The following is a 20,097-nucleotide window of genomic DNA, read 5'->3' as shown; positions in this document are numbered from 1 at the left end:
TTTTAGCTATAATACCTCCTACGAACGCTATTAAAATTGATGATATAAAAAGCACAGTTAAACTTATTATATAACTTGCTCCTTCAATCCCATTCACTGCAATTACAGAATTATCTGCTACATTATTTGCGAATATATATGTAAATGGATTTAGTAATTTTACGATATTTTTCTCACATAATTTTGTAATTATTAGACCAATTGTACAAATGCTTGTAATTGATACAATTATTACTGTTTTACTTTTTATAAATATTGATATTAATGTTGAAATAGACGATACAAATAATGCTTGAAAAATTATTGCAATAAATACTTTTATTAAATAAATATATATAGGAATAGTAGTAATCGTATTTAAGGCCTCATTTTCAATAGCTATTTGAGGATTTTTAAATAAATATAAATATTCAATAACAGGTTGATTTAATTCTCCTAGTCCCTCTTTAATAATTCCCATCAAAAATATAAACAAGCTTATAAACACATATACCAAAGTTATCACTAAAGTCTGTGATAATATCTTTATAATATGAAATTTAAATTTATCTATAGGTTGAGTATAAATCAAATTTAATTGATTACCATTTTCTTTATCATAAGTATACCCTCCAAGAACCATAAATAAAATAAGTAGGAGAAAAAGAATATCTAAATTGTTATATTTAAGCATTTTATAATTTGTATACAAACTGGAATTTGTTAAATAAGTTTCTCTATTTCTAGATTGATTTTCTGCAAGTGGATTAGAAAATTTTTCATATGCTGAATATTGAAATCTTGGTCTTATTATCGGCTTTACATTGTTTTTTATAGACATTTCGTCTAACAATTTAGACTCAAATTTTGCAAATATTATTGGCCTTTCATATTTAAATTGAGCTTCTGGACCTTGTACATCATATTCATATATAGTATTTTCTATTTGTGCTAAATAAAATTCTTTAGTATTGGAAGCCTTATATCCTTGGATGATTCTATTTTGTCTATCTAACTTCTTATTAGTTAATCTTAATTCTTCATTTATCAGCTCTCTATCTAAATCAGAATCAGTATATAATAATTCATCTTCTAATTTATTAATTTCCTCTTGATAAGTTTTAATTTTCCCAGATTCCCCAAGCCAATATCTTTTGTAATTTTCTACATCATTAGTTTGGAAATAATATAATGAAAACACAAAAATCAATGCACCCAACATATAAATAATAAATGAATTGTTTTTAATAATTTTTCTAATTTCAAAATTAAATATATTGTTATTGTAAATTTGATTTGTTTTACTTGTATTTTTTATTTCTACATTCTTGTTAAAAATATAAATTGATAAAGCGAATAATATCGATGAATAAATACTATAGATCAAGAAGTATATTAAGCTACTATGATTTATATATTCTATATTAGCACTTCCATCAACACCTACTATTGTCTCGATTTTTCCAATTATCAAACGCAAATAATCAAGTGCATATATAGGATTTAATGAATTTTGTAAATATGCATTATTTTCCGTTAGTGTATAAGCTAACCCGAACACGACAATAATGATAGCTAGTGAAGCTTCTTTACTTGAAGAGATAACATTTATAAACAATATAAATGTAGATATTAAGAAAACTAATACAAAATATGTAATTAGAATTAAAGCTATCAATTCATACGCTTTAATATATTTAATCTCATTTAATGGATTGAATACTCTATATATTTCTCTAAATCCATTTATGCTTATTCCTTGAAGTTTACATATAATTAAGAAGGAAATTAAAAATCCTATAATATAAATGAAAGCTATAAATATCATTGCACATAATTTTGATAATAAAACATTTCTTTTTGGTTGATTTTTAAGTAAATTTATTGTTTCTTCATCTTTTTCTTTTGATAGTATTCCATAAAATGAAATCATCATAAAAATCAAAAATGGTAATCCAAAAATAATATTACTATTATAAATAATTCTTCTTGTATAATTAGTAGATAAAAACTCTACATGCGCCCTAGTGAATAAGATATTATTATCATGATAATATTTTGATTCAAAGACACCATATTCATAATCATTTTTTTGATTTACATCTTCAATTTGAATATCATATTTTTTTCTAATCTCTTCTATATTCTCTAAACTATTATAATTTAAATCTTGTACTATCTTTGCTACATTATAGTTTTCAGTAAAAGTTTGTTTTTTTCTATTTACAATATATAATTGAATTTCAGGATATTTTATAATTGAATATTTTTCAGAAGTTTCATTATACTCAAATAAAGCCTCTTCTTTATTTTCTAATTTATAATATTGATTGAAAAAATTCATATCAAAAATTGCTACTGGATCAATATCCGCCATATATGTAGGATAATCAATAGTTAAATTTAGTTTATTGGACTTATAATTAATATAAAAAGACATAATTATGGAAAATATTATTGTGAACAAAAATACTTTTGATTTTATTAGTTTTTTAATTTCAAAAGCTAACATAAATTACTCCAATATTTTTATAAATTAAAGTATCTAAGACAACAAATCAATTAAATCATGACACAAATTTATTTTATATCTTAATTTTATTAATTTAATTACTAAGTTATTTATAATTATACTATCATAAGTACTCATAATATGCAAACTAAAATATATATAATTTACAATCATATATATTTTGTAATGAAAATTTGATTATTAATATCTTCATAATAAATTATAAGGAAATTAAGTTAAAAATAATTTTAATGAATAATTCAAATAAAAAAACTGAGATCCAAATTAATTGAATCTCAGTCTGTATTTCCTTAAATTATTTTAAGTTAAAGAATGAATCTTTACCTCTGAATTGAGCTGTATCATATAATTCATCTTCAATTCTTAATAATTGGTTATATTTAGCAACTCTATCTGTTCTTGATGGAGCACCTGTCTTAATTTGACCTGCATTTAATGCTACTGCTAAGTCAGCAATTGTTGTATCTTCTGTTTCACCTGATCTGTGTGAAATTACTGATGTGTATCCTGCTCTTGCAGCCATTTCTACAGCGTCTAATGTTTCTGTTAATGTACCAATTTGGTTTACCTTGATTAGGATTGAGTTTGCAACTCCACCTTCGATACCTCTTGATAATCTTTCAGTATTTGTTACAAATAAGTCGTCACCAACTAATTGAACTTTCTTACCTAATCTATCTGTTAATAACTTCCAACCTTCCCAGTCTTCTTCATCAAGACCGTCTTCGATAGAAATGATTGGGTATTTAGCAATTAATTCTTCATACCAGTCTACCATTTCTTCCCTTGTCTTAACTACGCCTTCACCTTTTAGGTTGTAGTTTCCGTTTTCATCTAGCATTTCTGATGAAGCAACGTCCATTGCGATCATTACATCTTCACCTGGTTTGTATCCAGCTTTTTCAATAGCTTCAACGATTGTTGATAAAGCTTCTTCGTTTGATGATAAGTTTGGAGCAAATCCACCTTCATCACCAACAGCTGTGTTGTGACCTGATGCTTGTAATACTGATCTTAAGCTATGGAAGATTTCAGCACCTGTTTGTAAAGCATCTGCAAATGATTCTGCACCTACTGGCATAACCATAAATTCTTGGATATCTACGTTGTTGTCTGCGTGTTCACCACCGTTTAAGATATTCATCATTGGTACTGGTAAAACTTTAGCATTAAATCCACCAACATAGTTATATAGTGGAATACCTAATTCATCAGCTGCTGCTCTTGCTACAGCCATTGAAACTGCTAATATTGCGTTAGCACCTAATCTACCCTTGTTGTGTGTACCGTCTAATTCGATCATTGCTCTATCAATAGCAACTTGTTCAAATACATCAAATCCGATAATTTCTTCAGCAATTTCTGTGTTTACATTGTCAACTGCTGTTAAAACACTTTTACCTAGGTAGTTTGATTTGTCACCATCTCTTAATTCAACAGCTTCGAATTGTCCTGTTGAAGCTCCTGATGGAACTAATGCTCTACCGAATCCGCCTAAATCTGTGAATACTTCAACTTCAACAGTTGGATTTCCTCTTGAATCTAGAACTTGTCTTGCATAAATATCTGTAATATAACCCATGGTTACCCCCTTTTAATTAATGATTCACCTGTCATTAGTTCAGGTTTATCGATTCCTAATATATCTAATAATGTTGGTGCTAAATCTGCTAATCTACCACCCTCTCTTAGTGTAACATTTTTAATGTTTTTTGCAATATAAATTACTGGTACTAAGTTTGTAGTATGTGCGGTGTATGGTTTTCCTGTTTCAAAGTCAATCAATTGTTCACTATTACCGTGGTCAGCTGTTACTATGAATTCATAGCCATTTTCTAATCCTGCTTCTACTATCTTTCCTACCAACTCATCAACTGTTTCTACAGCCTTTACTGCTGCAGGGATGATACCTGTATGTCCAACCATGTCTGGATTTGCAAAGTTTAATATTATTGCATCAGGTTTATCAGTTGTAATTCTTTCAATTGCCTTTTCAGCTAATTCTGGAGCTGACATTTCTGGTTTTAAGTCGTATGTTGCAACTTTTGGAGAAGGTACTAAGATTCTATCTTCACCTTCATATGGTTGTTCAACTCCACCATTTAAGAAGAATGTTACGTGAGCATATTTTTCTGTCTCAGCCATTCTTAATTGAGTTTTACCTGCTTTTGCTACCACTTCACCGAATGTTTTTTCAATATTCTTTGGCGGATAAGCAATTTCAACATTTTCAATTGTTGCATCATAAGTTGTCATACATACATAGTTTGTATGAACTCTTTTTCTTCTTTCAAAACCATCAAAGTTTTCATCAACTAAGGCTCTTGTTAATTGTCTTGCCCTATCTGGTCTAAAGTTGAAGAATATAATTGAATCACCATCATTTACTGTTGCAACTGGTTCATCGTTTTCATCAACTACTACAGTTGGAGTCATGAATTCATCAGTTGTATTCTTTTCTTGGGTTGATTTGTCATATTCTTCTTGGATAGATTGAAGTGGATCATGAACTTTTTTTCCTTCACCTAAAGTGATAGCATCATAAGCTAATTGAGTTCTTTCCCATCTCTTGTCCCTATCCATCGCATAGTATCTACCGATTACTGTAGCAATTTTACCTACACCTATTTCATCTATCTTATCTTGTAGATCTTTAATATCTGAAATAGCTGATGTAGGAGATACATCTCTACCGTCTAAGATAGCATGTACATACACCTTATCTAAGCCTTCTTCTTTAGCTAATTTTAGTAAAGCAAAAAGATGTGTTAGGTGAGAGTGCACCCCACCATATGATGAAAGTCCAATTAAATGTAGGGCTTTACCTGTTTCTTTTGCTTGTTTTACAGCCTTTACTAGGCTTTCATTTTTGAAGAATATACCTTCTTCTATATCTTTTGATATTTGTGTAAGGTCTTGGTATATAATTCTTCCGGCACCAATATTCATATGTCCTACTTCTGAATTTCCCATTTGACCTTCAGGAAGTCCAACATCTAGGCCACTTGCCTTAATTGAAGTATTTGGATATTTTTCTAAATTACTATCGAAAACTGGAGTTTTTGCTTTTAATACGGCATTACCTTCATAGTCTTTACCATATCCCCAGCCATCCATAATAATTAGCATTGCTTTCTTACTCATCATTTTCCTCGGTTCTCTTTTTACTTAAAATTTACTAAAGCTTGGTATGATTCTGCTTCTAAGCTTGCTCCACCTACTAAGGCACCATCGATATTTTCTTTTGACATTATTTCTGATACATTGTCAGGTTTTACAGATCCACCATATTGGATTCTTACTTTTTCTGCTGCCTCTTCACCAAAGTTTTCTTTGATTAATTCTCTTATATAAGCACACATTTCTTCTGCATCATCTGCTGAAGCTGTTTTACCTGTACCTATAGCCCAAATTGGTTCGTATGCTATTACAACTTTATCAAATTCTTTAGCATCAACTCCTTCAAGATCTGCCTCAATTTGTGTTTTAACCTTGTCTTTTGCCTTATCAGCTTCTCTTTCTTCTAGAGTTTCGCCAACACATAAAATAGGTGATAAGTTGTGACCTAAAACTGCTTTTACTTTTGAATTAATGAATTTATCACATTCACCAAAGTATTCTCTTCTTTCTGAATGACCCAATATTACATATTCAACACCTAAGTCTTCTAAAAATGCTGGAGATACTTCCCCTGTATAAGCCCCTGAATCCTTATCATGTGAGTTTTGTGCTCCCACTTTAACATTTGTGCCCTTTAATAGTTCTTTAGCTAAAGCTAAATTTATGTGAGGTGGGCATACAACAGCCTCAACGTCATCATTCAATTCTAAATTTTTAATTTCGTCTAATAATACCTTAGCTTCTGAATATGATTTATTCATCTTCCAGTTACCAGCAATTATTGGTTTTCTCATCATTCCTCCTATATTATTTATCTTCTACAGCTGCAATACCAGGTAATTCTTTACCTTCTAATAATTCTAATGAAGCACCACCACCTGTTGAAACATGTGTTATATCATCTTTATAACCAGCTTTTTCAACAGCTAAAGCTGAGTCTCCACCACCAACTATTGTAGTTGCATCTGATTCTTTTAATGCCTTAGCAATAGCGTTTGTTCCTTTAGCAAATTCTGGGAATTCAAATACACCCATTGGTCCATTCCATACTACTGTCTTAGCATCTTTAATTTTTGATACAAATAGGTCAATTGTTTTTGGTCCAATATCTAATGATTCTTGGTCTGCAGGTATTTCTTCTACTACAGTACCCTTAGCATTTTCACCAAAATCAGGACTTACTACAAAGTCAATTGGTAATAATAATTCAACATTGTTTTCTTCTGCTTTTTTAACTAAATCTAAAGCTAAGTCCATCTTATCTTCTTCTAATAATGACTTACCTATTTCATGGCCTTGTGCTTTCAAGAAAGTATAAGCCATACCACCACCAATTAGAATTCTATCAACTTTTTCAATCAAGTTTTCAATAACTCCAATTTTGTCTGATACCTTTGCACCACCTAAGATAGCAACAAATGGTCTTTCTGGATTTTCTAATGCTCCACCCATGATTTCTACTTCTTTTTGAACTAAGAAACCTAAAGCTGAAGGTAAGATTGCTGAAACACCAACGTTTGAAGCGTGAGCTCTGTGTGATGTACCAAAGGCATCATTTACATATAGGTCAGCAAGTGATGCTAATTCTTTAGCAAATTCTTCACCATTCTTTGTTTCTTCTTTTCTATATCTAGTATTTTGTAATAAGGCTACTTGACCTTCTTCTAATTTAGCAACTTCTTCTTTAACATGGTCATCAACAACTACATCAGAGTCTAAGAATTTAACTTCTACTCCATTTAATAGTTCAGCTAGTCTTTCAGCTACTGGTTCTAAAGAAAAATCAGGATTTGCTTCACCCTTTGGTCTACCTAAGTGACTCATTAAAATAACTTTAGCATTATTTTCAACTAAGTATTTGATAGTTGGTAAAGCTGCAACTATTCTTGAATCATCTGTAATTTCTTTTTTATTTTCTTTTGAGAAAGGTACGTTAAAATCAACTCTAACTAAAACTTTTTTACCTTCTACATTTAAGTCTTTTAATGTTTTTTTCATTATTCCTCCTATGAAAAACTATTTTGATGCAACATATTCTGCTAAATCAGCAACCCTTGATGAATAACCCCATTCGTTATCATACCAAGATATAACCTTTACAAGATCACCTATAGCATAAGTTAAGTAAGGATCAAAAATAGAAGATCTATTATCACCTTGATAGTCTATTGAAACTAATTCATCTTCTGCATAACCTAAGATACCCTTTAGGTCTCCTTCAGCATGCTTCTTGAAAGCAGCATTTATTTCTTCAACTGATGCTTCTTTAGATAATTGAACAGTCAAGTCAACTAAAGAAACTGTTGGAGTAGGAACACGAACTGCAAGTCCTGTAAGTTTACCTTTAACTTCTGGCATTACTTCTGATACAGCCTTTGCTGCTCCTGTTGTTGTTGGAATTTGTGATAAAGCTGCAGCCCTAGCTCTTCTAGGATCTTTATGCTTGTTATCATGAATGTTTTGGTCACCTGTATAGGCATGAATTGTTGTCATTAATCCTTTTTCTAGACCAAATTCTTCTAATAAAACTTTAACTAATGGAGCTAAAGCATTTGTTGTACATGACGCATTAGAAATAACATTGTGTTTTTCTGCATCATATTCATCTTGGTTTACTCCCATTACAATAGTTTTATCTACTCCACTTGCTGGAGCTGTAAAAATTACTTTTTTAGCACCTGCTTTTAAGTGTTTTTCACCACCCTCTTGAGAGTTGAATGCACCTGTTGAATCGATAACTAAGTCAACTCCAAGTTCCTTCCATGGAAGTTCTTCAGGATTTCTATTTGAAACAAATACTACTTCTTTGTCTCCAAATTTTACACCCTTATCAGTTAGTTCTATAGATTTTGAAAATTTTCCGTATAATGAATCATATTTGAATAATCTAGCAGATGTTCCTTTAACTCCTGTGTCATTTATGGCTACAAGGTCAACATTTTCTCTACCTTCTTCTAATATGATTCTAGCAACGTCTCTTCCTATTCTACCGAAACCACTTATTGCTACTTTCATTTTACCTCCTAATTTTTCTGTGACTAGGCACATATTGTGATTCTAATCACTTATACACTATAAGTATACATCAGTCATTTTTTTTCATCAATAGATTAATATTTATTTAACAAAATATAAGTTTTTCATGTTAAGAAATCGTAAGTCATATTTATTAATTGTTAACTATTTTTAATATAACCATATTAAGATAAGCTTTGAATATATTTATCTGCTGCTAGGGCTGCTACTGCACCATCTGCGGTTGCAGTTACTACTTGTCTTACACTCTTAGTTCTTACGTCTCCAGCCGCAAAGATTCCTGGAACATTAGTCTTAGTATCTTCACCAGCTTTTATATATGAATGTTCTAAGTCTAGCAAACCATCTACCAATTGAGTATTTGGTATATAACCAGCAAAAATGAATAAACCTATATCTGGATCACCCTCTTCTGCTGTATATACTTTTTCTTCACCAGTCTTATTATTCACAACCCTTAATTTTGTTGCAAACATTTCACCCATTACTTCTTTTACTTCTTCATTGTATCTAACTTCAATATTTGGAATAGTTTTCGCCTTATCTTGGATGGATTGGGCGGCTTTTAACTTTTCTCCCCTATACAAGATAATTACTCTTTTACCAAATTTGGATAAGAATATTGATTCTTCAACAGCGGCATCTCCACCACCTACAACATAAATATCAGATCCTTGGTAAAAGGCTCCATCACAAGTTGCGCAATATCCTACACCCTTACCTGTGTATTCTGCTTCACCAGGAATTTGAAGTTTTCTAGGATTGGCTCCAGTCGCATAAATAAGAGCTTTTGTCTTGTAAGTTTCTTTAGATGATTTCAATATTTTTGTATCTCCATCTAATTCTATTGATACAATCTCATCTACAACTCTTTTTGCCCCGAAACTTTCAGCTTGTTCTAACATAACTTCAGACATATCTGGTCCTTGTGCATCAAGTAAACCAGGATAATTGTCTACAGCTAGGGTTGTAGATATTTGTCCACCTACTTGCCCTTTTTCAATTATAAGTGTATCCAAGCCTGCCCTAGCAGCATACAAGGCTGCTGTTAAGCCTGCTGGACCAGCTCCTAAAATAATTACATCGTGCATATTTTACCTCATTCCCTTAAAGTTCAATTGTCTCATAGCTTCATATAAAACTATGTTTACAGAATTAGCAAGATTTAAGGACCTATCAGAATCTTCTCTGATAGGAATTTTTATAGCATGGTCATCTAATCTTTCATGAATGTAGTCATAAACTCCTTTAGACTCACTTCCAAATAAAATATAGTCACCATCCTTATATTCTACATCTGTATAAAACTTATTAGTATGGGTTGTAGACAAGAAGACATTCGCTCCTTCTTCTACACTTTCCATAAAATCTTCAAAAGAATCATGGATTATAATATTGGTACCTTCCCAATAATCTAAACCACCTCTTCCCATGTGTTTTTCATCAAAAATAAAGCCAAATGGTCTTATCAAATGTAGGTTACTCTTAGTTAGGTTACATGACCTAACTATATTTGCAGTATTTCCTGCTATTTCTGGTTCAAATAAAACTATATTAATCATATACCCTCTTTTATGAAAAAAAATTATTTACTTAGTCTTTTAATAATTTTTTCAATTTCTTCTATTTTCTTGTTAACCTCTTCTTTGTTATTAGAAGTCAAAGAATCAGCAACACAAGATTTTAAATGTGCTGATAATATTTCCTGGTTAACAGAATTTATTGCTGATGATACGGCAAGCAATTGGGCAGAAATATCTAAGCAATACTTATCATCATCAACCATCTTGCTTATACCATCAATTTGTCCTCTGATCCTATTTAATCTATTTTTAATTTTTTTATTATCTGCTTTCATCTTCTACACTCAATACTTTATATCCAGCATCTTCTATTGCTTTCACTATTTTTTCTTGGTCAAAGTCTTTTGTCTTTTTCAATCTAGCACTCTTATCTTCCAAGGAAACTTCAGCATTATCGTCATAGTCAAATAAAATATTTTCTACTGTCTTTTTACAGTGTAGGCATGACATACCATCTATTTTTATCAATACATTATTCATATTATTACCTTCCTCTTCTTTAGTCTGTGAATTATCCGTATTATTAATATTTATTTCTTCAATATTAACTTCACTTCTGTCAATATCTTCATCTCTATTTATTTTATTATCTATCTTAAAATTATTCAATCTTAATGAGTTGCCTACAACAAATAATGATGACATCGTCATTGCAAAGGCTCCAACCATTGGATTAAGTTTTATACCAAAACTTGGATAAAAAACTCCCATGGCTAAAGGTATTGAAATAATATTATAAATAAAGGCCCAGAAAAGATTTTCCTTTATATTTCTAATTGTTTTTTTAGATAATTTTATAGCTGAAACTATATCCTGTAGGTTTGATTTTATAAGAACAAGATCGGCTGATTCTATAGCTACATCAGTACCAGCTCCGATAGCAATCCCTACATCGGACCTCATTAGTGATGGAGCATCATTTATCCCATCTCCAACCATAGCAACTAGTTTATTATCTTTTTGCAAGTCTTGGATTATATCATCCTTGTCTTGAGGCAACAATCCTGCCTTATATTCATCTATATTTACTTCTTCTGAAATAGCTTTAGCAGTATCTTCGTTATCTCCTGTAAGCATCACCGTCTTTATTCCCATAGCTTCTATATCTTTTATAGCTTGAACAGAACTTGTTTTTATTGGGTCAAGTATTGTGAGTATAGCTAATACTTCTCCTCCAGTAAATAAGAATACAGTAGTTTTGTTTTCTTTAGAATAATCACTAGCAATATTTAACACCTTATTTATACCTTCATATGATAAATCACCATATTCTTTTAGTAACTTATCATTACCTATATAATACTTTTGACCTTTAATTTCTCCCTTAACTCCCATGCCTGTTATAGAATCAAAATTATCATTTTCTATGCTAGTTATTGATTTTTCATCTGCATATTTTAATATAGCCAAGGCTAAAGGATGTTGGGAGTTAGCTTCTAAGGACTTGGCTATTTGTAAAGTTTCTTCTAAATTACTATCAGATAATAAAACTATATCCTTTAAGGCTGGGTCTCCTTGAGTTATTGTCCCAGTTTTATCAAACACTATGGTATCAATCTTATTTAATATTTCTAAAGACTCGGAATTTTTTACTAAAATTCCATTTTCAGCAGCCTTACCATTGGCTACCATCATAGCAACTGGTGTTGCAAGTCCTAAGGCACATGGACATGAAATAACTAAAACACCTATAGCAATGGAAAAAGCAAAGGTGAAACTTGCTCCTACAAGCAACCAAACTATAAATGAAATAATTGATATCGAAATTACTGTAGGTACAAATATATAAGATACCTTGTCTGCCATTTGTGATATAGGAGCCTTGCTAGCTGATGCTTCTTCCATCAATTCAATGATTTTGGAAACTGTAGTATCATTACCAACTTTTTTTGCTTCCATTAAAAATGTACCAGTTGTATTTACTGATCCTGCTATTAATTCATCACCTTCATTTACTTCCACAGGCATTGATTCACCAGTTATAGCTGATGTATCAACTGATGATGCTCCTTTAACTAAAAGACCATCTACACCAATTACTTCACCTGGAAATATCTTTACAATATCGCCTATTTTCAAGTCTTCTACATCTATAATCTTTTCAACTCCATCTACAACTATAGTTACTGTATCTTCCTGTATCTCAATAAGTTTATTTATGGCATCACTTGTCTTTGATTTTGACCTTACTTCTAAATACTTACCTAAAGTTATAAGGGTTAATATCATTGCTCCAGCTTCAAAATACAAGTCATGGACATATTCCATTACAATATCATTGGATCCTATACCTAAACCGTAATTAATCATAATTATTGCATATATACCATAAACATATGCAGCACCAGACCCTATTGCCACAAGTGAATCCATATTTGGATGTTTCTTATATAAAGCTTTCAAACCTATTTGAAAATATCTTCTATTCACATAAAGAATTGGTAAACTCAATAGCAATTGAACAAAGGCAAATAACCCAGCTCCTTCATAGCCTTTTAAAACATTTGGTGTAGGAAGATTTACCATATCTCCCATGGCAACATACATGAGTAAGACCATAAAAGGTATTGAAACCTTCAATCTCTTTTTCATATCATTTTTTTGTTTATCATAAATTTCTTTAGGACTTTTAGCTTTATTTTTCTTGTTTTCAGCATTCTTAGATACTGCCTTATAACCAGCATCAGAGACTGCCTTAATAATGTCCTCTTCTTTTAAGTCCGATTCAACTTCCATCATGTTAGTCAAAAGAGATACATTGACCTTTTCTGCACCTAATTTTTTTACTGCATTTTCAACTGTCAACTGACAATTAGCACAAGTCATACCTTCTATATCAAATTTTTGTTTCATAATTCCTCCTTATATTAGTATACCCCTATAGGGTATAATGAATCAAATATTTGTAAAAACTTATCAATTATCCTATAATTACTAAGTATAGATTTTGACTTGTCAACAATTAGGAGTTTTTATGGGAAGATTTGAAGAATTCACATATCTAATAAATGAAATAATTAAATACTGGCAAAAAATAGCTCAAACCGAGTTAAGTCCTTATGGACTTAAAAGTTCTCATCTCTTATATCTAACTAGCCTTTATAAAAACCCTGAAGGTTTAAGTGCTACAGAACTTTCTGATATGCTAGGGAGAGATAAGGCTGATGTATCACGTATGACCAACGCCCTAGTTGATAAGGGTGTCTTAGTAAAAAAATCTAAAAACAAAAATAAATATGGTGGAGTCTTTTATCTAACAGATGAAGGAAAGGAAATAGCGTCAAAAGTCACTTCCCTAAGTGATGAATATGTAGACCTAGCAAGCAAAAACCTTTCAATAGATATTAGAACTATCCTCTACCAAGCTTTAGAATCGATAAATAAAAATTTACAATCCGCATATCAGGATCTTAGGAGGTAAGAATGTCAATAAAACTGATAATTGACTCAACTGCAGATATTAGTGAAACTAGTAAAAAGAAAATTGATTATATAGTTCCATTAACAGTAAATTTCGGTAGTGAAGAATTTATAGATGGAGTAAATATAAGTAATTACGATTTTTACAAAAAATTACAGATATCTGAACATTTCCCTACTACTAGTCAAGCTGGTCCAGATAAATTTTTGAAGATATTTAATCAGATAGATAAAAACGATTCAGCTATAGTTATCACCCTAGCTGCTAATCTTTCTGGAACCTACCAAAGTGCTGTGTTAGCAGCTCAAGATTATGATAATATTCATATTATTAATTCCGAATCAGTAGCTCTTGGTTCAGCTATCTTGATCGAATACGCAATTGAATTAATAGACCAAGGTCTTGATTTAGAAGAAATTATTGATGAGTTAGAAGAAAAGAAAAAGAAAATAAGAATATTAGGTATATTTGATACTCTTGAATACCTACAAAGAGGTGGTAGACTATCAAAGGCTGCTGCTTTTGCAGGTGAAATATTGAAAATCAAGCCTCTTATATCTATTGAAGCTGGCGAAATCACTGTACCAGCTAAGGCACGTGGAAATAAAAAAGCTATAAGCATATTTAATAAAGAGTTAAGTGAAAATTCTGAAATAAATTATGATTTACCATTCTTATTTGGTTACACTGGCTTGTCAGATGAAAACTTAGTAAATTACTTTGAATCTTCAAAAGACTTATGGACTGAAAGCTATGACCACATAAGTATCGGAAGTGTTGTTGGTACCCATGCAGGACCTGGTGCAATCGCTATAGCCTATTTCAAAAAATAATATTATATGAAATTATAAGCTCTACCTTAGTTTAGACAATTAACTATTGTAGAGTTTTTTTTATATTAAGGACTAATATGTATTATAATGTAGATATAAAAGAAAGGAATTACTATGAATAGAAACTTTATAAGATTAGCCGCCGCTAATATTGAAACAAATATTTTAAATATTGATAAAAATTATAAACAAATAAAAAAATGCTTAGAGTTTTCTAAAGAAAAAAATATTGATCTTTTAGTTTTTCCAGAGCTAACCTCTACCGGTGTATCAGCTGGACAAATGATAGCTTCAAATGAAATTTTATCTACAAGTGATAAATACCTAAAAGATTTATTAAAATTTACTAAAGATATAGATACATTGATAGTTTTAGGCTTATCATATAAACATAGAAATCAGACTTATAATCTTGGCCTTGCCATTAAAAATGGATCCATTTTACAGGCTATAAATAAAAATAAATGCAATAAAGCAAATGACCTATTTTTCTCAAAACTTGAAAAAGATATTTTGGAAAATACAGACTTCCCTATTTTAAAAGATGGAATCTTATCTGATTATAAAAATAATGTAAATATACAAATAGTCTTTGAAGATGACCTGCTTTCTAAAGATACAAATATTGATTCAACTACAAATATACTTGCAGTTCTAGGATCAAAGGCTACAGACTATAAAAAAATGAGCACTTTAGAAAATGACTTAGCAAACATTTCTAAAATGACCTCAACAGCCCTGGTTTATGCTGGACCATCATCAAATGAATCTAGTTCGGATTCAGTATTTACTGGTGAAAAATATATTATAGAAAATGGAACTTGTGTTGAATCAAGTGATTCATTCAATAATGGACTTATCTATAATGATATAAACTTAGATGAAACAAATTCATTTATAGGAAATAAAACAAATAGCCTTATTTATACAAGCGATTTTGAATTTGCCCAAAATAATTATCAACTAAAGAGAAAGTTAAGCATTCATCCATATTTAAATGATATAAGAAACAACCCACAAATACTGAAAAACATTTTAGATATCCAAGTCCATGCATTAGCTAGGAGGTTAAAACAAATACCTGATAATAAAATATTTTTAGGTCTATCAGGTGGACTTGATTCAACCCTTGCCTTTATAGTCGCTTGCAAGGCAATGGATAAACTAAATATGGATAGAAAAAATATTTATGCTGTTACTATGCCAGGCTTAGGCACCAGTGATAGAACAAAAAATAATGCCCTAGACCTAGCCAAAGAATCTGGTACAAACATCTTAACTATAGATATAAAAAAATCTGTACTACAACATTTTGAAGATATCAACCACGATCCTAGTGACCTATCAGTAACCTTTGAAAATGCCCAAGCTAGAGAAAGAACACAAATACTAATGGATCTTTCAAATAAAGAAGGTGGTATTGTTTTAGGCACTGGCAATATGTCAGAAATAGCCCTGGGTTGGTCAACCTATAACGCCGACCACATGTCTATGTACAATGTAAACTCAGGCCTACCTAAAACTTTACTTAGAGAAGTTGTTAGATATGTAAAAGATCATTCTGACAACGCTAGGATAAGTGAAGTTTTAGCTGATATCATTGAAACACCAGTATCACCAGAGCTTCTACCAACCAATGAAGATGGAACTATCAAACAAGAAACTGAAAATACAGTTGGCCCATATGAATTACATGACTTTTTCATCTATCATCTAATTAAAAATAATTCTAAGATAGAAGATATTTATCATATGACAATCAATGCATTTGAAGACAAGTATGATAAAGAAACTATATTGAAATGGTTAAAATTCTTTTTAAGAAGATTTACTAGCCAACAATTTAAGAGAAATGTCGCTGTTGACGGACCACAAATATTAGATTATTCATTAAATCCAAAATATGGATTCTTAATGCCATCAGATATTGATATAGATGCTCTTTTAACTAACTTATAGATACAAAACTATATCAAGGTAATTTGAACTGACCTCCAAAAAATTTGACTTAAAAATAACTTTAAGGAAGTCAGTTCATTTAATTGATTTATTAATTTTTATATATTTTAATTTACTACAATCTTCTAACTCCATCATCTATTCCAGATTGAATAAATTCAGCTACTAACCCTGTATCCTCTGTATATCTCTTTCCTACATATTCTACAAAGTCATCAAAGCTATCTTCTTTTATGATCGCTATACCACATCCAGCAAATCCTGCTCCAGTCATACGGGCACCTAAACAATCTTTAAATTCATTAGCATGCTTTGTAATCGAGTCCAAATGAGGCCCCGTAACTTCATATAAATCTCTTAAAGAGTCATTTGATTGAACTAATAATTTTCCTAATAGTTCAATATCACCATCTTTTAGAGCTTTTGCAGCTTTTGCAACTCTATGATTTTCTTTTACAGCATGGCTTGCTCTTTTTCTTATTATTGGATCTTCAATTTTATCAAGTAGGTCTAATTCATCCTCGTCGATGTCACATAGAGCCTTCATTGAAGGCTTATATTCTCTTAATATTTTCAAAGCTTTGTCAGATTCAGCTCTTCTTTCATTATATTTTGAATCCTTTAATTCTCTTCTTTTATTTGTATTTAATATTACAAGTTTATTATCTTTTAAATCGAATGGATAATATTCATATTCTAGATTATTAGTATCTAGAAGCATTGCGTGTTCTTTCTTTCCTAATGCAATTATAAATTGATCCATAATACCTGAATTTACACCAATAAATTTATTTTCTGTTGATTTGCCTATTAATGCAAGCTCTTTTCTTGAAATTTTACCATCATTGTAAAAATCACTGAATATTTCCCCTATGAGTATCTCTAAACTTGCAGATGAAGAAAGTCCTGAACCATTTGGAATATTCCCATATATAAGTATATCTAGCCCACCAATATTATATCCTTCTTCTTGAACAAATTTGGCTACTCCTAAAGGAAAATTCATCCAATCATTTTCTGGTTTATTTTCAATATTTTCTAGTGATAATTCACCTATCTTTTCGATATTTAAGCTCTTTAGACGAAGTAAATTATCATCATTTTTTCTTGCTATAGCATATGTTCCTATTTCAATTGCACATGGAAACACTTTTCCACCATTGTAATCAATATGCTCACCTATAATATTTATTCTTGAAGGTGCAAAATATTTTCTTATTTCTTTATCATTTTCTCCAAAGTGATTTTTAAATTCTTTTAATAAATTTTCAAGCATATCTACTCCTAATAATCTATAATGTCAATTAATATATTCCATTTGTTTTCGGAACTTCCTTCTACATAGTCAACTTTACCATTTTCATAAGCTTTTTCAAGACTATCATAATATCCATTACATGGTTCAATAGCTACATTTTTTTCATTTTTAAATCCACCTGTTGTCAACCAAACTCCCATATAAGGTAAATTTTTTGGATCAAAACTTATCTTAAATTTGCTTTTTTCTTTTGTATGATCTAATATCGCAAAACCTTCTTTGATTTCATCTGTAAAATAGTATTTGAATGTATGATCTTCTTTGAAATTCTTTAATTTATAAATATCAAAATCCCATACTTCATCGTTTTGAACATTAATATAATTTTTGAGATTTTCTTCAAATTCAAGTTCTGTGTACTCATCATAATTTAGAAGTCCATGAAAAGCCCATAAATAAAACACCTTTTCTCCAGAAAGACTTTTTATTTTATAGTCGATATTTATTTTATTGCCTTCTAATTCTATACTCTTAGTAAATTGTAATGGTAGAGTTGGTAGTTTAACTGTCCCTACAGCTTTTTTTTCTAAACATTCTTCAACATCCCACTCCAATGACCATGTATCTCCATGATCTGGTAAACTTATTTCTTTATTTAACGGATATTTACAAGGATCAATTGTAGGGATACAATCGTCAATACCTGAAGTATCATATTTTTCAAAACTATCAGCATATTTCGCTTCATTATATTCCTTTTTTGTAGGTTGAAATAAATATTCTACTTCTTTATCTTTATTAAAAATAGAAGCTATCTTAAAGCCTAATTTAGGTAATATAGAAATTTTTAATTTTTCATTTTCTAATAAAATTGCATCAAAATTTAAATGTTTGTACATAATTCCTCATTCTAAAAAAGGGCCGTGAAAATCACAGCCCTATATTCTATTTCTTCTTCAAATATTTTCTTGTATCTAAAGCTACTGCAACTATAATTAATAATAAGTCTGTACCCGCAAGTACTATAAGTCAACCAACACCTAGACCCATTATTAATTTATTTTGATGTTTTTTTATTCATTATTTAAATATATTAACAGCAATTTCTACTAACAATTCACTTATCTTTTCCATTGATTGGATACTTACATACTCATATTCACCGTGGAAGTTTAAGCCTCCAGCACAAATATTAGGAGTTGGAAGTCCCATATATGATAGTTGAGCTCCATCTGTACCACCTCTTATTGGAGCTATAAGTGGTTCTATGTCTAAGTTTTCCATGGCTTCTTTTGCTTTTTCAATTAAAAACATGTGGTCTTTAATTTTTTCTTTCATATTAAAATATGAGTCTTTTAATTCAAGGCTTGCAGTTCCTTGACCATATTTTTCATTTAATTCTTCTGTTATTTTAACCATTAGATTTTTCTTTTCAACAAATTTAACCATATCATGGTCTCTTATGATATAGGATAGACTAGCATTTGAAACATCTCCGGATATGCCTTGTAAGGAAAAGAATCCTTCATAGCCTTCAGTTTTTTGAGGTACTTGGTCCTTAGGTAAAGAATCAGCAAATTCTACCGCTATATCTGCTGCATTTACCATAAGTCCTTTGGCTGATCCTGGATGGACACTTTTACCTTTTATTTGAACTTTAGCGCTAGCAGCATTGAAGTTTTCATATTGTAATTCTCCTATTTCGCCACCATCAACAGTATAGGCAAAGTCTGCTCCCAATCTTTCTAGGTCTATCTTAGCAACTCCAGCCCCTATTTCTTCATCAGGTGTAAAGCAAATAGCTATTGGCCCATGTTCTATTTGAGGATTATTTACAAGGTAAGCTGCCATTGTCATTATTTCAGCTACCCCAGCCTTGTCGTCAGCTCCTAGCAAGGTCTTACCATCTGTAGTGATCAAATCTTGCCCTATAAATTTATTTAATGAAGTAAATTCTTTAGGATCTAATTTTAGTCCATTTCCTAAATCTATAACTTGTCCTTGGTAGTTTTCAACTATTTGTGGATTTACATTTGTACCAGATGCAGCTGGTGATGTATCCATGTGGGATACAAATGCTAAACTATATTTATTTCTTTTATCATTTTCATTAGGAATAGTTGATTCAATCCAGCCATATACGTAGCAATTTTCTTCATCCATCTCAGCTTTTATTCCTAAATCTTTTAATTCTTCCAATAAAAGTCTGGCCAAGTCTTTTTGCTTTTCTGTACTTGGAAATGTTTCAGACGCTTCATCTGATTGGGTATCTACTTTTACATATCTTAAAAATCTATCTGTAACAGATTTAAATTCATTGTTCATATTAACTCCTTGTATAATGAACACATAGTAATTAGTGTTCTTTTTTTCTT

16 protein-coding genes are annotated in these 20,097 nt (G+C 30.6%); 3 read left to right on the top strand and 13 right to left on the bottom strand.

What is annotated here, in order from left to right; translation table 11 throughout:
* The 10 genes from Q0U66_RS02940 to Q0U66_RS02895 all read right to left on the bottom strand — a co-directional run.
* On the bottom strand, positions 1-2,356 hold a 2,356-nt coding region (locus tag Q0U66_RS02940; protein ID WP_297377299.1), incomplete at its 3' end, for a hypothetical protein.
* A 451-nt stretch (positions 2,357-2,807) separates the two neighbouring features.
* Positions 2,808-4,094 (bottom strand): phosphopyruvate hydratase, encoded by a 1,287-nt coding sequence (gene eno / locus Q0U66_RS02935; protein WP_297377297.1) that lies wholly within the window; start codon positions 4,092-4,094, stop codon positions 2,808-2,810.
* Positions 4,095-4,096: 2 nt separating this feature from the next.
* On the bottom strand, positions 4,097-5,659 hold the full coding sequence (gene gpmI / locus Q0U66_RS02930; RefSeq protein ID WP_366938261.1) for a 2,3-bisphosphoglycerate-independent phosphoglycerate mutase: 1,563 nt from the start codon (positions 5,657-5,659) through the stop codon (positions 4,097-4,099).
* 17 nt (positions 5,660-5,676) lie between these two features.
* Positions 5,677-6,426: a triose-phosphate isomerase gene (tpiA, locus tag Q0U66_RS02925; protein ID WP_103980813.1), complete on the bottom strand. Its 750-nt coding sequence runs from the start codon at positions 6,424-6,426 to the stop codon at positions 5,677-5,679.
* A 13-nt stretch (positions 6,427-6,439) separates the two neighbouring features.
* A complete protein-coding gene (locus Q0U66_RS02920) occupies positions 6,440-7,633 on the bottom strand; it encodes a phosphoglycerate kinase (protein WP_103980812.1) in 1,194 nt (397 codons plus the stop codon).
* A 15-nt stretch (positions 7,634-7,648) separates the two neighbouring features.
* Positions 7,649-8,647 (bottom strand): type I glyceraldehyde-3-phosphate dehydrogenase, encoded by a 999-nt coding sequence (gap, locus tag Q0U66_RS02915; protein ID WP_297377292.1) that lies wholly within the window; start codon positions 8,645-8,647, stop codon positions 7,649-7,651.
* A gap of 185 nt (positions 8,648-8,832) precedes the next feature.
* On the bottom strand, positions 8,833-9,759 hold the full coding sequence (locus Q0U66_RS02910; protein ID WP_297377290.1) for an FAD-dependent oxidoreductase: 927 nt from the start codon (positions 9,757-9,759) through the stop codon (positions 8,833-8,835).
* Between the two features lie 3 nt (positions 9,760-9,762).
* Entirely contained in the window at positions 9,763-10,230 is a 468-nt protein-coding gene (locus tag Q0U66_RS02905; RefSeq protein ID WP_297377287.1) for a tRNA (cytidine(34)-2'-O)-methyltransferase, read from the bottom strand.
* A gap of 23 nt (positions 10,231-10,253) precedes the next feature.
* Complete coding sequence (locus Q0U66_RS02900; RefSeq protein WP_297377285.1) at positions 10,254-10,526, bottom strand: metal-sensitive transcriptional regulator; 273 nt, start codon at positions 10,524-10,526, stop codon at positions 10,254-10,256.
* Positions 10,513-13,104 (bottom strand): heavy metal translocating P-type ATPase, encoded by a 2,592-nt coding sequence (locus Q0U66_RS02895; protein WP_297377283.1) that lies wholly within the window; start codon positions 13,102-13,104, stop codon positions 10,513-10,515. The genes Q0U66_RS02900 and Q0U66_RS02895 overlap by 14 nt, the downstream gene beginning before the upstream one ends.
* 121 nt (positions 13,105-13,225) lie before the next feature.
* On the opposite strand from Q0U66_RS02895, the gene Q0U66_RS02890 reads away from it, so the two are divergent.
* The 3 genes from Q0U66_RS02890 (at position 13,226) to Q0U66_RS02880 (ending at position 16,464) form a co-directional block, all read left to right on the top strand.
* Positions 13,226-13,672, top strand: a complete 447-nt coding sequence (locus tag Q0U66_RS02890) for a MarR family transcriptional regulator (RefSeq protein ID WP_297377281.1) — start codon at positions 13,226-13,228, stop codon at positions 13,670-13,672.
* Positions 13,673-13,674: 2 nt separating this feature from the next.
* The gene (locus Q0U66_RS02885) at positions 13,675-14,505 is read left to right on the top strand and encodes a DegV family protein (RefSeq protein ID WP_297377279.1); all 831 of its coding nucleotides are present in this window, start codon (positions 13,675-13,677) and stop codon (positions 14,503-14,505) included.
* 114 nt (positions 14,506-14,619) lie between these two features.
* On the top strand, positions 14,620-16,464 hold the full coding sequence (locus Q0U66_RS02880; RefSeq protein ID WP_297377277.1) for an NAD(+) synthase: 1,845 nt from the start codon (positions 14,620-14,622) through the stop codon (positions 16,462-16,464).
* A 115-nt stretch (positions 16,465-16,579) separates the two neighbouring features.
* Here the strand turns inward: Q0U66_RS02880 and Q0U66_RS02875 are convergent, their stop codons facing one another.
* From Q0U66_RS02875 to pepT, 3 genes are all read right to left on the bottom strand, one after another.
* On the bottom strand, positions 16,580-17,740 hold the full coding sequence (locus Q0U66_RS02875) for a galactokinase (RefSeq protein WP_297377275.1): 1,161 nt from the start codon (positions 17,738-17,740) through the stop codon (positions 16,580-16,582).
* Positions 17,741-17,748: 8 nt separating this feature from the next.
* Positions 17,749-18,621, bottom strand: coding sequence for a hypothetical protein (locus tag Q0U66_RS02870; protein WP_297377274.1), 873 nt, complete (start codon positions 18,619-18,621; stop codon positions 17,749-17,751).
* Positions 18,622-18,802: 181 nt separating this feature from the next.
* Positions 18,803-20,047 carry a peptidase T gene (gene pepT / locus Q0U66_RS02865; protein ID WP_297377272.1) on the bottom strand — a complete coding sequence of 415 codons (1,245 nt, stop codon included), beginning with the start codon at positions 20,045-20,047 and terminating at the stop codon, positions 18,803-18,805.
* Positions 20,048-20,097 lie beyond the last annotated feature (50 nt).

It is taken from the genome of uncultured Helcococcus sp. (assembly GCF_946998255.1).
Lineage (GTDB): Bacteria > Bacillota > Clostridia > Tissierellales > Peptoniphilaceae > Helcococcus.
This window is presented reverse-complemented; position numbering and strand designations above follow the sequence as displayed.

What these genes read in the sequence shown, in the direction of transcription:
- Q0U66_RS02895 (WP_297377283.1), bottom strand. Translation starts at nt 13,104, where the DNA reads ATGAAACAAAAATTTGATATAGAAGGTATGACTTGTGCTAATTGTCAG.
- gap (WP_297377292.1), bottom strand. Translation starts at nt 8,647, where the DNA reads ATGAAAGTAGCAATAAGTGGTTTCGGTAGAATAGGAAGAGACGTTGCT.
- Q0U66_RS02885 (WP_297377279.1), top strand. Translation starts at nt 13,675, where the DNA reads ATGTCAATAAAACTGATAATTGACTCAACTGCAGATATTAGTGAAACT.
- Q0U66_RS02875 (WP_297377275.1), bottom strand. Translation starts at nt 17,740, where the DNA reads ATGCTTGAAAATTTATTAAAAGAATTTAAAAATCACTTTGGAGAAAAT.
- tpiA (WP_103980813.1), bottom strand. Translation starts at nt 6,426, where the DNA reads ATGAGAAAACCAATAATTGCTGGTAACTGGAAGATGAATAAATCATAT.
- Q0U66_RS02900 (WP_297377285.1), bottom strand. Translation starts at nt 10,526, where the DNA reads ATGAAAGCAGATAATAAAAAAATTAAAAATAGATTAAATAGGATCAGA.
- Q0U66_RS02910 (WP_297377290.1), bottom strand. Translation starts at nt 9,759, where the DNA reads ATGCACGATGTAATTATTTTAGGAGCTGGTCCAGCAGGCTTAACAGCA.
- Q0U66_RS02880 (WP_297377277.1), top strand. Translation starts at nt 14,620, where the DNA reads ATGAATAGAAACTTTATAAGATTAGCCGCCGCTAATATTGAAACAAAT.
- Q0U66_RS02905 (WP_297377287.1), bottom strand. Translation starts at nt 10,230, where the DNA reads ATGATTAATATAGTTTTATTTGAACCAGAAATAGCAGGAAATACTGCA.
- gpmI (WP_366938261.1), bottom strand. Translation starts at nt 5,659, where the DNA reads ATGATGAGTAAGAAAGCAATGCTAATTATTATGGATGGCTGGGGATAT.
- Q0U66_RS02890 (WP_297377281.1), top strand. Translation starts at nt 13,226, where the DNA reads ATGGGAAGATTTGAAGAATTCACATATCTAATAAATGAAATAATTAAA.
- eno (WP_297377297.1), bottom strand. Translation starts at nt 4,094, where the DNA reads ATGGGTTATATTACAGATATTTATGCAAGACAAGTTCTAGATTCAAGA.
- pepT (WP_297377272.1), bottom strand. Translation starts at nt 20,047, where the DNA reads ATGAACAATGAATTTAAATCTGTTACAGATAGATTTTTAAGATATGTA.
- Q0U66_RS02870 (WP_297377274.1), bottom strand. Translation starts at nt 18,621, where the DNA reads ATGTACAAACATTTAAATTTTGATGCAATTTTATTAGAAAATGAAAAA.